The sequence below is a fragment of the Streptomyces sp. NPDC002513 genome, assembly GCF_053595355.1.
The window spans coordinates 1-14,839 of sequence record NZ_JBSFXK010000043.1; the positions used below are offsets into that span (position 1 = coordinate 1).

Below are 14,839 nucleotides of genomic sequence, written 5' to 3' on the forward strand. Positions count from 1 at the left end.
GCGGCCGCTCACCCCTTCTCATGTGCAGGCTAACAAGTCATCAGACCCCTTCATTCCGAGGCGAGTTGCAGCATTCTGTTAGGAGTTCTTAGTGAACAACGGATGGTTGTGAACCGCTGGCAGGTCGGTTGTTTGACCTGCTGTTGTGCTGCTCGCTTAGCTCTCCCTGGTCAAGGTCGGTCTGTTCGGGTGGGACATCAAAGGGGGCGTGCTGAGCATGGTGGGCAGGAGACCGTTGGGCCGGCAGTTCGGCTGGCTGTGGACGGCGTATGCGGTGAGCGCCTACGGGTCCGGGCTGGGGTTCGGGGCGTTCCCGCTGATCGCCGTGCTGGCGTTGCATGCCGGCCCCGCCGAGGTGTCCGCGCTGTCCGCGGTGGGGCCGGCGGTGGGCGCGCTGATCGCGCTGCCGCTCGCGCCGTGGGTGGAGTTCCGGCGCAAGCGCCCGGTCATGATCGCGATGGACCTGACCCGGTTCGCGGTCATGGCGACGATCCCGGTCGCCTACGCCTTCGGTTGGCTCGGTTTCGTCCAGTTGCTCGTGGTCTCGGCCGTGGTCGCCGCGGCCAAGATCGCCTTCAACGCGGCCAGTGGCGCCTACCTCAAGGCCCTCGTCCGGCCGGATGACCTGCTGGTGGCCAACGCGCGGTTCGAGTCCACGAACTGGAGCTCCATCGCGGTCGGGCCGCCGCTGGGCGGGGCGGCGATCGGCTTGTTCGGGCCGGTCGCCACCGTGGTGGCCGACGCGCTCAGCTACCTGCTCTCCGCGCTCAGCATCACCGCGATCCGAGGCCGGGAAGAAGCGGCGCCGCAACCGACCGGCAAAAGCCCGGTCCGGGCGGGCGCAGTCCTTGACGGCTGGCGGCACATCATGGGCCATCCCGGTCTGCGGGCGCTCTACCTCAACAACATGCTCGTCTCCGGTCTGATCATGGCCACCGAGCCGCTGCTGGCCGTGCTCCTCCTCCGCCAGCTCGGGTTCCCGCCCTGGCAGTACGGCCTCGCCTTCGCCGCCCCCTGTCTCGGCGGACTCATCGGCTCCCGGCTGGCCCGCCGTGTCGTGGCCCGCTACGGCCGGCACCGGGTCTTCCGCACCGTCGGCACCCTGCGCGCCATCTGGCTGATCGGCCTGGCCTTCGTCCGTCCCGGCGTCGTCGGTCTCGTCACCGTGATGGCCGTCGAGCTGGCGATCATCATCAACATGAGCCTGTACACCCCGGTGCTCGCCACCTACCGGCTCGAACAGACCCCCAGGCATCTCGTCGCCCGCACCCTGTCGGCCTGGTCGATCGGCCAGCAGGCGTCCATCGCCGTCCTCACCGCGCTCGCCGGGCTGCTCGCCGACGTCACCAGCCCGCGCACCGCCCTCACGGTCGCGGGACTGCTCATCCTGGCCACCCCGCTCCTGCTTCCCCGGCACGACCGCACGCCGCAGCACGAGCCGGAGCTGGACCGTAGCCACGCATGACACGCCCCGGCTCGCCGCTGAAGCCCGCAGGCCGCAGCTCGTCCGCCGATGCGTGTCCGCGTCGGCCGACCATGCACACCGCCGGCAAGGGCCGGGTGACTCAGAACCCTCAGTCCAGGTGCGTCGGGGCGAACATGCGCAGGACCGCCGGGAGGACGACCACCGAGGGGCCCGGCTGGGCGAGGGCGTTCGTCAGGTCCTCCTCCAAGGTCTCCGGGGTCGTACGGAGGCCCGGGACGCCGAACGACTCCGCCAGGGCCACGTAGTCCGGGCGGGTCAGCTCCGTCGCCGTGGCCTGGCCGAAGGCGTCCGTCATGTACTCGCGCAGGATGCCGTAGCCGCCGTCGTCGACGATCAGCCAGGTCACGTTCAGGTCGTACTGCCTGGCCGTCGCCAGCTCGGCGATGGAGTACAGGGCTCCGCCGTCGCCCGAGACCGCGAGGACCGGGCGCGTGGGGTCGGCCGCGGCGGCGCCGAGCGCGGCCGGGAAGCCGTAGCCGAGGCCGCCCGCGCCCTGCGCCGAGTGCATCGTGTTCGTCCCGCGCGGGTCGAACGCCGACCACGCCCAGTACGCCAGGATCGTCATGTCCCAGAAGGACGGGGAGTCGGCGGGCAGGGCGCGCCGCACCGACGTCAGCAGCCGCTGTTCCAGGGTGAGTTCCTGGGACGCGATCCGCTCGGCGACCCGCGCCAGCAGCGCCCGCACGCGCTCGGGGGCCGTCGCGTCCTCGCGTACCGGTGCCGTCTCCAGCAGCGCCTGCACCGCCAGGCGCGCGTCCGCGTGGATGCCCAGGGCGGGGTGGTTGGACTCCAGCTTGCCGAGGTCCGCCTCGATCTGGATCACCCGGCCGCGCGGCGTGAACGTGTGGTAGTTCGAGGACAGTTCGCCCAGGCCCGAGCCGACCACCAGCAGGACGTCCGCGTCCTCCAAGAAGTCCGTCGTGTGCCGGTCCTCCAGCCAGGACTGGAGGGACAGGGGGTGCTCCCAGGGGAAGGCGCCCTTGCCGCCGAAGGTGGTGACGACGGGGGCGTCCAGTTTCTCGGCGAGCTGGAGGAGTTTGCCCGCGGCGTCCGCCCGGACCACTCCCCCGCCCGCGATGATCGCCGGACGCGACGCCTTCGACAGCAGGTCCGCGGCCAGGGCGGTCAGTTCGGGGCGCGGCGGCAGGTCCTCGGGGGCCGCGTCCATCGCCGTGACCACCGGCAGGCTCGTCTCCGCGAGCAGTACGTCCTGCGGGATCTCCACCCACACCGGCCCGTGCGGAGCCGTCAGCGCCGACCGCCAGGCCTCGGCGATCGCGGACGGGATCTGCGACTGCGTACGGACCGTGTGGACCGACTTGACCACGCCCCGGAACGAGGCCGCCTGGTCGGGCAGTTCGTGCAGATAGCCGTGGCGGCCCCCGCCCAGGCCCGCGGCCGGGATCTGGCTGCCGATCGCCAGCACGGGCGCCGAGGCGGCGGCCGCTTCCTGGAGCGCGGCCAGGGACGTCAGCGCGCCGGGACCCGTCGAGAGGAGGAGCGGGGCGGCCTCGCCCGTGATCCGGCCGTACGCGTCCGCCGCGAAGCCCGCGTTGTTCTCCACCCGCAGGCCCACGTACCGCAGCGTGGAGCGGCGCAGCGCGTCGAACATGCCGAGCGCGTGCTGGCCGGGCAGGCCGAAGACGGTCGTCGCGCCCAGCCCGGTCAGGGTCTCCACGACCAGATCTCCGCCGTTGCGGCCAGTCATCACCGGGCGCGAAGCGCCTCCTTGAGGGGTGGTGGCCGGGCGACGGGTGGGAGGGTTCAGCGCGGCCTCGGTCTGGGCCGCCGTCGGACGGAGGACCAGGTCGTGGTCGTGGGTCACTTGGTCTCGGTCTCCTCACCGGCGCGGGCGGCCGCGATCTGGCGGGTCATGATGGTCGTCAGCTCGTAGGCGGTGTGGGAGGCGGCCACCGACGTGATCTCCGCGTGGTCGTACGCGGGCGCCACCTCGACGACGTCCGCCGAGACCAGGTTGCAGGACGCGAGGCCGCGCAGGATCTCCAGGAGCTCGCGCGAGGTCATGCCGCCGGCCTCGGGGGTGCCGGTGCCGGGGGCGTGCGCCGGGTCCAGGCAGTCGATGTCGATGGAGATGTACAGCGGGCGGTCGCCGATGCGCTGGCGGAGCTGGTCGGCGACCTCGTCCGCGCCGCGCCGGTAGACGTCGGCGGAGGTGACGATGCCGAAGCCCATCTTCTCGTCGTCGGTGAGGTCCTGCTTGCCGTACAGCGGGCCGCGGGTGCCGACGTGGGAGAGCGCCGAGGTGTCGAGGATGCCCTCCTCGACGGCACGGCGGAACGGGGTGCCGTGGGTGTACTCGGCGCCGAAGTAGGTGTCCCAGGTGTCGAGGTGGGCGTCGAAGTGGAGCAGGGCCACCGGGCCGTGCTTCTTGGCGACGGACCGCAGCAGCGGCAGGGCGATGGTGTGGTCGCCGCCGAGCGTCATCAGGCGGGCGCCCGTGCCGAGCAGTTCGTCGGCGGCGGCCTCGATGGTCTCCACGGCCTCGTTGATGTGGAACGGGTTCACCGCGATGTCGCCGCCGTCCGCGACCTGCGCGAGCGCGAAGGGGGAGGCGTCCTGCGCCGGGTTGTACGGGCGCAGCAGGCGGGAGGCCTCACGGATGGCGTTGCCGCCGAAGCGGGCGCCGGGGCGGTAGGAGACCCCCGAGTCGAAGGGCACACCGACCACCGCGACATCCGCGGTGCCGACCTCGTCGAGGCGGGGCAGCCGGGCGAAGGTCGCGGGGCCCGCGTACCGCGGGACGCGGGACGAGTCGACGGGTCCGCGGGGTCGGCCGGCGCCTGCTGCGGGGTTGTCGGTGCTGCTCATCGTCGGACTCCTCCGGGTCATGCGTGTTTCCTCCAGTGTCGCGGGCCCCGGGAGGGGACCCGCACGGTCCGGCCACCGTGCGGCGGCCGGACCGAAGCATCGCCTAGGCGCCCACCGCCGCGGGCTCCTCCACGGCCGGCGCGCCGCGGCCCGCGAGCCGCTCGCGCCAGGCGGCCAGCACGTGCTCCTCGGTCGGCTTCGTCACCAGCGACACCACGACGTACGCCGCCAGCGAGGCCAGCAGCCCGTAGTAGACGGGCTCGTTGGCGAGGATGCCGTAGGTCGCCATCAGGGCGATGACGGAGAGACCGCCGACGGCGACGGAGGCGAGAGCGCCCTGTGCGGTGCCGCGCTTCCACAGCAGTCCGCCGAGGATCGGCACCAGCAGGCCGCCGACGAGCAGGTTGTACGCGACGGTCAGCGCCTCGACCACGTTGTTCAGCGCGATGGCCGTACCGATCACGGCGACCCCCATGAGGAGGATGAAGGCGCGGTTGCCCCTGACCTCGTCGTGCGCCTCGTCCCCGTCGCGGCGCACGGCACCGCGCAGCCGGGACCAGATGTCGTTGTTGGCGACGGTCGCACACGCGATGAGCGCGCCGGACGAGGTCGACATCACCGCGGCGAGGGCCGCGGCGAGCACCAATCCCCGTACGCCGATGGGGAGTTCCTGCTTGACGATGGTCGCGAACGCGTCGTCCGGGCTGCCCAGCTTCGGGTACAGCACCTTGGCGGCGGTGCCGATGACCGCGCCGGCGAGCGCGTACGCCAGGCAGTAGGTGCCGGCCACCGTGCCGCCCCACTTGGCCGTCGTGTCGCTGCGGGCGGTGAACACGCGCTGCCAGATGTCCTGCCCGATCAGCATGCCGAACGTGTAGATGAGGACATAGGTGAAGATCGTCTCGCCGCCGATGCCCAGCGGGTCGAAGTACGAGGTCGGCAGCTTGGCCTTCATCTCGCTGAAGCCGCCGGCCCGGACGACCGCGATGGGCAGCAGCAGGAGCAGGACGCCGATGGTCTTCACCACGAACTGCACCATGTCGGTCAGCGTGATGGACCACATGCCGCCGAGCGTCGAGTACGCGACGACGATCGAGCCGCCCAGGATGATCGCGAGGGTCCGGTTCATGTCGAAGAGGACGTCGAAGATGGTGGCGTAGGCGATGGTCGAGGTGACCGCGAGCATCAGCGTGTACGCCCACATGACCACGCCCGAGATCAGACCGGCCCGGCCGCCGTAGCGGAGGTCGAGCATCTCGGAGACGGTGTAGACCTTCAGGCGGGCGATGCGCGCGGAGAAGAAGACGGACAGGGCGAGCAGTCCGAGGCCGATGGTGAACACCATCCAGGCGCCGGAGAGCCCGTACCGGTAGCCGAGGCCGACGCCGCCGATGGTGGACGCGCCGCCGAGGACGATCGCGGCCATGGTGCCGGAGTACATCGCGGGCCCCAGGCGGCGCCCCGCGACGAGGAAGTCGCTCTTGGACTTGGCGCGGCGCATGCCCCACCAGCCCATGGCCAGCATGCCGGCCAGATAGAGGACGATCACTGTGTAGTCGACGGCCATGTGGGGCCCTCCTTCGCGCACTGTCCGGTGGCGTGTCGTGCAGATGGGTTTCTTCGGGGACGCGGTCGGCTTGCGGGGGCCGACCGGCACTGACGGCAGTGGTTCGCGGGGACATCCGCCCGTACCCGCGGTTGCCGGTCTGGAGAGACATTAGGTGGCCGGAAAGCGACTCTGAAGTGTACGTTTCATCCATCTGAACCGAGTGGAATGGAGGAACCGTCCACCATGCCGGACCCATCGCCCCCGGCCGCGCCTGCGGTACCCCCCACGCCGCCGGTGCCGCTGTCGGCCCTGCTCGCCCGGGAGGACCTGGCCCTGCGGCAGATCGCCGGGCCGGCCGGTCCCGACCTCGTGATCCACGGGGCGCACACCTCGGAGATGGCGGACCCCTATCCGTATCTGCTGGGCGGTGAGCTGCTGCTGACGGCGGGCGTGCAGATCCCCGAGGCGGCCGGCTCCGACGGGGCCGTCCCCGGCCGGGCGGACGCGGGATGGGGGGAGTACTTCGACGACTACGTCTCCCGGATCGTGTCGGCGGGCGGCGTGGCGCTCGGTTTCGGTCTGGCGCCGGTGCACGAGAGGGTGCCGCGAGCGCTGGTGGAGGCCTGCGACCGCCAGGGGCTGCCACTGCTGGAGGTCCCGCCGCAGACGACCTTCTCGGGCGTGGCCCGGGCGGTGTGGCAGCTGATGGCCCAGGCCCGCCTCGCGGAGCTGCGCCGTGTCACGGAGGCCCAGCAGAGCCTGGCCGCGGCGGCGGCCCGCCCGGACCCGGTGCCCTCGGTCCTGCGGCAGCTCGCCCAGCGGGTGGCGGGCTGGGCGGTGCTCTACGGCCCGGACGGGACGCAGATCGCGGCGGCGGGACGGGAGCCGGAGGGCGAGCCGCGGGAGGCGATGGCGCGGCTGGCCCGGGTCGTACGGCCCGCCGGCACCGCGCCCTGGCCCCCGGCCGGCGCGTCCCAGCCGGGCACGGCCACGGGTTCGGGCCGGGCCCGCCCCGCCCCGTCGTCCGCCGCCGAGACCGTCGCCGGGACGCATCTCGCCGCCTATGCGCTCGGCCCGGCCCAGGGCTTCGTCCTCGGGGTCGCCTCCACCCGGCGCGATCCGGGGGACCACACCATCGTCTCGGTCGCCGCGGTCCTCCTCTCCCTGCTGACCGGGGAGCACCAGAGCGGCGCGGGCGCGGCACGTACGTCGGCGCTCGTACGGCTGCTGCTGGGCGACGCGCCGGAGGCGGTCGCACCGCTGCTCGGAGACGGGCGGTGGACCGTCGTGCACGCCCTCCTGGACGCCCGGACTCCCGGGAGCGGGGAGCCCGGGCGTCCGGGCGGCACCGGTCCGCACGACGCCGTGGCCGCCTCCGCGCTCGGCGCCGCGCTCGGGTCCCCGCTGGTCGACCTCGGTGCCGGGGTCGTACGGGTCCTCGTCCCGGCCGACCGGGAACCGGACCCGCTCCCCGGCTGGACCCTCGGCGTGAGCGCCGCGGTCCTCCCGGGCGACTGGCCCGCCGCCGACACCCAGGCGGCCCGGGCCCTGGCCCGCGCCCGTGCGACCCGTGCGCCGCTGGTGCGCCACGGCGAACGTACGGGTCTGGCCGACCTGGTCCCGGCCGGGCAGGCCGAGCTGCACGCCCGCACCCTGCTCGCGCCGGTCGCCGGGGCGCCCGCCCTCGTCGAGACCCTGCGCACCTGGCTCTCCCTGCACGGGAGCTGGGACCGCACGGCCATCGCCCTGTCGGTCCACCGCAACACGGTGCGCCAGCGCATCGCCCGCTGTGCGGCGCTGCTGGAAGCGGACCTGGACGACCCGGACGTACGGATGGAACTGTGGTTCGCGTTGCAGCAGAGAGGGCAGGGCTGAGAGACGGGCCCGACAGCCCACGCACCACGTTCGGCTGGGAAACCCCGGTCGAGCGGCTCGCCGATGTGCTCGCGACCTGATCAACTCACTGGATCGCAACGTCCTTGGAATTCCCATGAGTTGAGGTGGGACGGCTGGCCGCCGATCCGGAGCCGGCACTCGGGCCGACCACGCCGTGCCCATCACCCCATCGCCACGCGAGACATCCCCACAGCCAGGAAACCGTAGGGCTCGGCATCTCGATGAATGGGAATCTTCATCCAACTCTTGTTTGAGCGCATTGATTCATGCATGCTGTCGCCACCCCAACACCCCAGCTGCCGGGAGGCGCGCATGGCGACAGACGTGGAAGCGCAAGGGACACAAGAGAGCGGGGCCGTGACGGCCGCGGCGGAGCCGCTCACCCGCTTCCACCTCAGGGTGACGGCGACCACCTTCGGGGCGAACTTCTCCGACGGCTACGCCCTCGGGGTCATCGGCGCGGTCCTGCCTGCCCTCGACACGACCATGCACCTGTCGGGTGTCTGGCAGGGGCTGCTCGGCGCCTCCGCGCTGATCGGTCTGTTCTTCGGAAGCATCCTGCTCGGACGGGTGGCGGACGTCATCGGTCGCCAGAAGCTGTACCTCTACAACTTCGTCCTGATCGCGATCGCGTCCGCCGCCCAGTTCTGGGCCCACAGCCCGCTGGTCCTCTTCCTGCTGCGCCTGGTGATCGGCTTCGGTCTGGGGGCCGACTACGCCGTCGGCCCGACCCTCCTCTCCGAGTTCGCACCCCGCCGCCTGCGCGGCGTTCTGCTGGGCTCGCTCACCGTGCTGTGGACTGTCGGCTACGTACTGGCCAACATCCTCGGCACCTACATCCCGATCACCGACAGTGCCGCGCACTGGCTGCTGGCCAGCGGGGCGCTGCCCGCCCTGCTGGTTCTCGTGCTGCGGATCGGCATCCCGGAGTCCCCTAGCTGGCTGGCCGCCCGCGGCCGTGCCGCCGAGGCCGCGGAGATCCGCCGCAGGTACCTCGGTCAGTGCGAGGTCACCGCCGAGGAGGTGCGGGCCGCGGCCGCCGAACAGCCGCCGGCCGCCCGCTACCGCGAGCTCTTCGCCCGCGGCCAGGCCGCCAGGACATGGTTCGGCGTGATCTTCTACAGCGCCCAGGTGCTGCCGTACTTCGCGATCTACACCTTCATGTCGCAGATCCTGGGAACCCTGCACATCGCCGACGCCGACACCCAGAATCTGGTGCTCAACCTGGCTCTGCTGCTGGGCGGCGTGATCGGGCTGTGGCCGGTGCAGCGGATGGGCCGGAGGCCGTTCACCATCGGCACCTTCGCGATCCTCACAGCGTGTCTGGCGGCCATGGCCGTGTTCAGCGGCTCCTCCGGCTGGGTGCTCATGGTCCCGTTCCTGATCTACACCTTCGTGATGGCCGGGGCGTCCAACATCACCCAGGTCTACCCGCCCGAACTGTTCCCCACCGCGCTGCGCGGCTCCGGCGTCGGCTTCCTCAACGGCACCAGTCGGGTCGCCTCCGCGATCGGCACCTTCGTCCTGCCGGTCAGCCTGAGCCGGCTGGGCGTGGGCTGGTCGATGGGCTGGATGGCGCTCGTGCTGCTGTTGGGCACGGTCGTCAGCCTGGCCTGGGCGCCGGAAACCCGAGACACGCTCACTGCCGGGGAGTGGCACCACTGATGACGCACACTCACCTCACTCTCGACGGCCGGTCGCTCAGCGCCGCCCAGGTCTCTTCCCTCGCCCGGGGCGAGACGCTGCCCTTGCTCGACCCGAAGGCCCGCGAGCGGGTGCGCGAGGCCCGGGAGATCGCCCGGCGGACCACCGCGCGCCGCCGGGTCTACGGCTACACCACGGGCGTGGGCGCCAACCGGACGGCGACCGTCCCGGACTCCGCCGTGGACACCTTCGGGATGCGGCTGCTGCGCAGCCACAGCGGCGGTATCGGCCCGGTGGTGCCGGACGAACAGACCCGGGCAATGCTCGCGGTCCGGCTGAACCAGCTCCTGCGCGGCGGGTCGGCGATCGACGTCGCGGTGCTGGACCGTATCGCCGAGGCACTGAGCAGCGGTCACCTGCCCACCGTGCACGCCCTGGGCGCGATAGGCACCGGAGACCTCACCGCGCTCGGGGAGCTCGGCCTCACGCTGGCGGGCGAGCTGCCCTGGCACGGCGGCTCCGGACCGGCTCCCGCGCCGCTGGCGCTCAGCCGCTGGGACGCGCTGCCTCTGATGTCCAGCGGCGCGCTGACCATCGGGCAGTCCGCGCTCGCCGCCACCGATCTGCGGCTGCTGCTCGACCGGGTGCCGCTGGTCGCCGCGCTGACCCTGACCGCGCTGCGCGGCTCCACCGAACCGTACGCCGAGTACGTGCACGAGCTTCGCCCGCACCCGGGCGCGCAACTGCTCGCGGCGCGGATGCGAGAGCTGCTGGACCCGGCGGACTGGGACGCGCCGCTGGTGCAGGACCCCTTCGGTCTGCGCTGCCTCCCGCAGGTGCACGGCGCGGCGCTGGACGCCTGGTCGGCGCTGGACCAGGTGCTCTCCGTCGAGATCAACGCCGCCGTGGAGAACCCGCTGCTCAACGCGGATGCGGAGGACTACCACCACCACGGCGGCTTTCACCTGGCCCGGCTGGGCCTGGCCCTCGACCAGTTCCGGCTGGGGCTGCTGGGCACCGCGGAGCTGTCCACGACCCGGCTGGGCATCCTGGTCGAACCGGCCTTCACGGGCTTGCCGCCCTTCCTCGCCGAGGACGAGCACGGCAGCAGCGGAATCATGATCACCGAGTACGCGGCGCAGTCCGCACTGGCCGAACTGCGCGGGGCCGCACAGCCGGTCACGCTCGGCCACGCGGTGATATCGCGCGGGGTGGAGGAGCACGCGAGCTTCGCCTCCACCGGTGCCCGGCGGCTGCTGGAGTCGGTGGAGCACTTCACGCTCGTACTGGCCTGTGAACTGGTCGCGGCGGTCCGCGCGCTGCGGCTGCGCGGCCTCGTGCCGACGGGCGACGGCGAACTGCGCCACTTCTACGACCGCGCGGCCGATCGACTCGACCCGTCCGTCGCCGACCGCAATCTCACGGCGGACGTGGAGGCGGCGGCGGCGCTGCTGGCCGGCGACTGACGTCAGCCGACTGCGACGAAGGAGCGGTCCGCCGGTCCACGCGCCCGGGGAAGGAGTGCACTCGGCACCTAAGAGCTCCGAACGAAATGGGCGCCCGGCTCGCGACGCCTGGCACGCACGCTCGCGGCGTTGCCGGAAGGCCCTAGTAGCTCCGCTACGAGGACCTTCCGGCGCCTTGCGATCGCACGCACCAGACGCCGCGAGCTGATCGGACTCCCATTTTGTTCGGAGCTCTAAGTGACGCACGTCCCACGGTGCGCAAGACCGGCCGGCCCGGCGGAGCGCGACGGCACAATGGGTCCCATGCCGATACCCGGGACCCCCAGCCGCGCCGAGCTCGTCGACCACCTCGTACGGACCCGTATCGCGGGCGACGTCGCCACGCCCCGTGAGAACAACCTCTCCCACTACCGCAAACTCGCGAACGGCGACCGCAATTTCTGGCTCGGCCTGGAACTGGGCGACCGCTGGACCGACGAGCAGGACGTGCTCGCGGTCATGGCGGAGCGCTGCGGCGTCCACGACGACCCCGAGTACCGCTACGGCCAGGACACCATCGACCCCGACCTGACCGTCGACGCGCTGGACCGCCTGGCGGCCCGCCTGCGCAAGGCCGCCGCCGGCGAGCAGCGCGTGCTGCTGGCCACCGGCCACCCCGGCGGGCTCCTCGACGTCCACCGCGCCACCGCGGCCGCCCTGCGCGCCGCCGGGTGCGAGATCGTGGTCATCCCGGACGGGCTGCAGACGGACGAGGGGTACGTCATGCAGTTCGCGGACGTGGCCATGCTGGAGCACGGCGCCACCCTGTGGCACACGCACTCCGGCGAGCCGATGCGCGCGATCCTGAGGGCCCTCGAGGCGGCGGGCCGCCCGCTGCCCGACCTGGTCGTCGCCGACCACGGCTGGGCGGGCCGCGCGGGCCAGTCGGGTGTCGACTCCGTCGGCTACGCCGACTGCAACGACCCGGCCCTGTTCCTGGCGGAGGCCGAGGGGACCGTCCAGGTGACGGTCCCCCTCGACGACCACGTCACCAGCCCCCGCCACTACGACCCGCTGACGGCCTACCTGCTGAACGCGGCGGGGCTGGCCTGACGGACCGTCAGGCCGGGCCGGGGCGTGGCCTCGGCCCGCTCCACCGTCACCTCGGGACGCGGACCACGCCCTCCTGGATCACCGAGATCGCCAGCCGGCCGTCCTGTGTGTAGATACGGGCCTGGCCGAGGCCCCGGCCGCCGTACGCGGAGGGGGACTCCTGGTCGTAGAGCAGCCACTCGTCGGCCCGGAACGGACGGTGGAACCACATCGCGTGGTCCAGGGAGGCCCCGACGACATCGCCGACGGCCCAGCCGCCGCGCCCGTGCGCGAGCAGCACGGAGTCGAGGAGCGTCATGTCGGAGACGTAGGTCGCGAGGACCACGTGCAGCAGCGGGTCGTCCGCGAGTTTGCCGTTGGTGCGGAACCACACCTGGGAGTGCGGCTCGCGCGGCTCGCCGAACTTCCCGTACGGCGGGGCGTCGACGTAGCGCAGGTCGATCGCCTCCCGCGCCTCCAGAAACCGCTCCACCACCTGGGGGTCGAGGTGGTCGTAGGAGCGCATCCGGTCCTCGGAGGTGGGCAGGGCGACCGGGTCCGGCGCGGGCGGCATCGGGGCCTGGTGGTCGAGGCCCTCCTCGTACGTCTGGAACGACGCGGACAGCCCGAAGATCGGCTTGCCGTGCTGCACGGCGACGACCCGGCGGGTGGTGAAGGAGCGGCCGTCGCGGAGACGGTCGACGGTGTAGACGATGGGTGCGCCCGGGTCCCCCGCGCGCAGGAAGTACGCGTGGAGGGAGTGGGCGAGCCGGTCCGCGGGGACCGTGCGCCCGGCGGCGACCAGTGCCTGGGCCGCCACCTGCCCGCCGAAGACGCGGGGGACGACGGCGGACCGGGACCGGCCGCGGTAGATGTTCTCCTCGATCTGCTCCAGGTCGAGCAGATCGAGGAGATCCTGTAGTGCCTGACTCATGGGGTCAGTTGTATCCGCCGGTCGTTGCGCGGGGCTTACAGGCCCATGTCCTTGGCGATGATCGTCTTCATGATCTCGCTGGTGCCGCCGTAGATGCGGTTGACCCGGTTGTCCGCGTACAGGCGGGCGATCGGGTACTCGTTCATGAAGCCGTAGCCGCCGTGCAGCTGGAGGCAGCGGTCGATCACGCGGTGGGCGACCTCGGTGCAGAAGAGCTTGGCGGAGGCGGCCTCGGCGGGGGTCAGCTCACCGGCGTCGAGGGCCTCCGTCGCGCGGTCGGCGACGGCCTCCGCCGCGTCCACCTCGGCCTGGCAGGCGGCGAGCTCGAACTTGGTGTTCTGGAAGGCGGCGACGGGCTGGCCGAAGACGGTGCGCTGCTGGACGTACTCCTTGGCGAACCGGACGGCGGCCTTGGCCTGCGCGTAGGCGCCGTAGGCGATGCCCCAGCGCTCGGAGGCCAGGTTGTGGCCGAGGTAGGAGAAGCCCTTGTTCTCCTCGCCGAGGAGGTCCTCGGCGGGCACCTTGACGTCGACGAACGCCAGCTCGGCGGTGTCGGAGGTCTTCAGGCCCAGCTTGTCGAGCTTGCGGCCGACCGAGTAGCCCTCGGCCTTGGTGTCCACGACGAACAGGGAGATGCCGTGACGGCGGTCCTCGGCGGTGGGCGCGGCGGTGCGCGCGCAGACGATCATGCGGTCGGCGTGCACGCCACCGGTGATGAAGGTCTTGGCGCCGTTGAGGACGTAGTGCGTGCCGTCCTCGGAGAGCTTGGCGGTGGTCTTCATGCCCGCGAGGTCGGAGCCGGTGCCCGGCTCGGTCATCGCGATGGCCCACATCTCCTCGCCGGAGACGAACTTCGGCAGGTAGCGCTTCTTCTGCTCGTCGGTGGCGAGCAGCTTGATGTACGGCAGGCCGAGCAGCACGTGGACGCCGGAGCCGCCGAAGGTGACGCCCGCGCGGGCGGTCTCCTCGTACAGCACCGCCTCGAACTTGTACGAGTCGATGCCGGCGCCGCCGTACTCCTCGTCGACGCGAATGCCGAATATGCCCAGCTCGGCGAGCTTGTAGTAGAAGTCGCGCGGCGCCTGGCCGGCGGCGAGCCACTCGTCGTAGACGGGGACGACCTCGGCCTCGATGAAGGAGCGCAGGGTCTCCCGGAACGCCTCGTGATCCTCGTTGAACACCGTACGGCGCACGCCGCCACCTCCGCGTACCTTTGACTGTCTAAGCGCTTGCTCATATCAAACGTACCGGCGAGTACGGGCGGGCGTCCAGAGGTCCCCCGGTAACGCTCGTCACGCCGGCGACGTCAGCGCCCTCCGGCCGCCGCGAAGGCGCCCCGGGCCATGCGGTGCAGCAGCCGAGCCGTGGCCCCCCGGCTCGGGAGGGGGCCCCGGCGGCCCAGGTGCGGGGTCGAGTTCAGCAGGCCGAAGACCAGGTGGACCGCCGAGCGGGCCGCCGGTTCCGCCAGCTCGGGGTAGACCCCGCACAGGACCTCCACCCACAGCTCGACGTACTGCCGCTGGAGCTGCCGGACCAGCTTGCGGTCGCTGTCCCGGAGGCGGTCCAGCTCACGGTCGTGCAAGGTGATCAGGGGACGGTCGTCGAGCGCGAAGTCGATGTGCCCCTCGATGAGCGAGTCGAGGACCGCCTCGGGAGCGGCCACCCCGTCGGCCTCCGCCAGGCGCCGCTTCGCCCCGGTCAGCAACTGGCCGCTGATCCCGACCAGCAGCTCCGCGAGCATGGCGTCCTTGCCCGCGAAGTGCCGGTACAGACCCGGTCCGCTGATGCCCACGGCGGCGCCTATCTCGTCGACGCCGACGCCGTGGAAGCCACGCTCGGCGAACAGCCGCGCTGCCTCCTTGAGGATCTGCTCACGGCGGGTGGAGGCGTCGGTTCTGGTGGCCATGAAATCAATTCTAGACAGGCGGGTTAGCGGTCGTTAACCTGAAGGAAATGCGTTAACG

The 14,839-nt window shown here is 72.0% G+C and carries 11 protein-coding genes; 5 read left to right on the plus strand and 6 right to left on the minus strand.

From position 1 onward, the window contains the following. Nucleotides 1–217: 217 nt before the first annotated feature. Nucleotides 218–1,465 (plus strand): MFS transporter, encoded by a 1,248-nt coding sequence (locus ACWD5Q_RS24760; RefSeq protein WP_451429219.1) that lies wholly within the window; start codon nt 218–220, stop codon nt 1,463–1,465. Nucleotides 1,466–1,574: 109 nt separating this feature from the next. On the opposite strand, the gene ACWD5Q_RS24765 is transcribed toward ACWD5Q_RS24760, so the two are convergent. The 3 genes from ACWD5Q_RS24765 to ACWD5Q_RS24775 form a co-directional block, all read right to left on the minus strand. After that, nucleotides 1,575–3,311, minus strand: coding sequence for a thiamine pyrophosphate-binding protein (locus tag ACWD5Q_RS24765; protein WP_451429220.1), 1,737 nt, complete (start codon nt 3,309–3,311; stop codon nt 1,575–1,577). Continuing rightward, nucleotides 3,308–4,315, minus strand: a complete 1,008-nt coding sequence (speB, locus tag ACWD5Q_RS24770; protein ID WP_451429221.1) for an agmatinase — start codon at nt 4,313–4,315, stop codon at nt 3,308–3,310. Before speB ends, ACWD5Q_RS24765 begins: the two co-directional genes overlap by 4 nt. Nucleotides 4,316–4,418: 103 nt before the next feature. After that, on the minus strand, nt 4,419–5,882 hold the full coding sequence (locus tag ACWD5Q_RS24775) for a sodium:solute symporter (protein WP_451429222.1): 1,464 nt from the start codon (nt 5,880–5,882) through the stop codon (nt 4,419–4,421). A 225-nt stretch (nt 5,883–6,107) separates the two neighbouring features. Here ACWD5Q_RS24775 and ACWD5Q_RS24780 point away from each other — a divergent pair, with 225 nt between their 5' ends. The 4 genes from ACWD5Q_RS24780 (at nt 6,108) to ACWD5Q_RS24795 (ending at nt 11,962) form a co-directional block, all read left to right on the plus strand. Further along, the gene (locus tag ACWD5Q_RS24780) at nt 6,108–7,739 is read left to right on the plus strand and encodes a helix-turn-helix domain-containing protein (protein WP_451429223.1); all 1,632 of its coding nucleotides are present in this window, start codon (nt 6,108–6,110) and stop codon (nt 7,737–7,739) included. Between the two features lie 333 nt (nt 7,740–8,072). Then, entirely contained in the window at nt 8,073–9,425 is a 1,353-nt protein-coding gene (locus ACWD5Q_RS24785) for an MFS transporter (protein WP_451429224.1), read from the plus strand. After that, the gene (locus ACWD5Q_RS24790; RefSeq protein ID WP_451429225.1) at nt 9,425–10,870 is read left to right on the plus strand and encodes an aromatic amino acid ammonia-lyase; all 1,446 of its coding nucleotides are present in this window, start codon (nt 9,425–9,427) and stop codon (nt 10,868–10,870) included. The genes ACWD5Q_RS24785 and ACWD5Q_RS24790 overlap by 1 nt, the downstream gene beginning before the upstream one ends. Before the next feature lie 303 nt (nt 10,871–11,173). Beyond that, on the plus strand, nt 11,174–11,962 hold the full coding sequence (locus tag ACWD5Q_RS24795; protein WP_451429226.1) for a phosphatase: 789 nt from the start codon (nt 11,174–11,176) through the stop codon (nt 11,960–11,962). A 46-nt stretch (nt 11,963–12,008) separates the two neighbouring features. Here the strand turns inward: ACWD5Q_RS24795 and ACWD5Q_RS24800 are convergent, their stop codons facing one another. The 3 genes from ACWD5Q_RS24800 to ACWD5Q_RS24810 form a co-directional block, all read right to left on the minus strand. Next, nucleotides 12,009–12,875, minus strand: coding sequence for an acyl-CoA thioesterase (locus ACWD5Q_RS24800; RefSeq protein WP_451429227.1), 867 nt, complete (start codon nt 12,873–12,875; stop codon nt 12,009–12,011). A 35-nt stretch (nt 12,876–12,910) separates the two neighbouring features. Continuing rightward, entirely contained in the window at nt 12,911–14,068 is a 1,158-nt protein-coding gene (locus ACWD5Q_RS24805) for an acyl-CoA dehydrogenase family protein (RefSeq protein ID WP_451429228.1), read from the minus strand. A 113-nt stretch (nt 14,069–14,181) separates the two neighbouring features. Continuing rightward, on the minus strand, nt 14,182–14,781 hold the full coding sequence (locus tag ACWD5Q_RS24810) for an SACE_7040 family transcriptional regulator (RefSeq protein WP_451429229.1): 600 nt from the start codon (nt 14,779–14,781) through the stop codon (nt 14,182–14,184). Nucleotides 14,782–14,839 lie beyond the last annotated feature (58 nt).

What these genes read in the sequence shown, in the direction of transcription:
- ACWD5Q_RS24760 (WP_451429219.1), top strand. Translation starts at nt 218, where the DNA reads ATGGTGGGCAGGAGACCGTTGGGCCGGCAGTTCGGCTGGCTGTGGACG.
- speB (WP_451429221.1), bottom strand. Translation starts at nt 4,315, where the DNA reads ATGAGCAGCACCGACAACCCCGCAGCAGGCGCCGGCCGACCCCGCGGA.
- ACWD5Q_RS24775 (WP_451429222.1), bottom strand. Translation starts at nt 5,882, where the DNA reads ATGGCCGTCGACTACACAGTGATCGTCCTCTATCTGGCCGGCATGCTG.
- ACWD5Q_RS24780 (WP_451429223.1), top strand. Translation starts at nt 6,108, where the DNA reads ATGCCGGACCCATCGCCCCCGGCCGCGCCTGCGGTACCCCCCACGCCG.
- ACWD5Q_RS24785 (WP_451429224.1), top strand. Translation starts at nt 8,073, where the DNA reads ATGGCGACAGACGTGGAAGCGCAAGGGACACAAGAGAGCGGGGCCGTG.
- ACWD5Q_RS24790 (WP_451429225.1), top strand. Translation starts at nt 9,425, where the DNA reads ATGACGCACACTCACCTCACTCTCGACGGCCGGTCGCTCAGCGCCGCC.
- ACWD5Q_RS24795 (WP_451429226.1), top strand. Translation starts at nt 11,174, where the DNA reads ATGCCGATACCCGGGACCCCCAGCCGCGCCGAGCTCGTCGACCACCTC.
- ACWD5Q_RS24800 (WP_451429227.1), bottom strand. Translation starts at nt 12,875, where the DNA reads ATGAGTCAGGCACTACAGGATCTCCTCGATCTGCTCGACCTGGAGCAG.
- ACWD5Q_RS24810 (WP_451429229.1), bottom strand. Translation starts at nt 14,781, where the DNA reads ATGGCCACCAGAACCGACGCCTCCACCCGCCGTGAGCAGATCCTCAAG.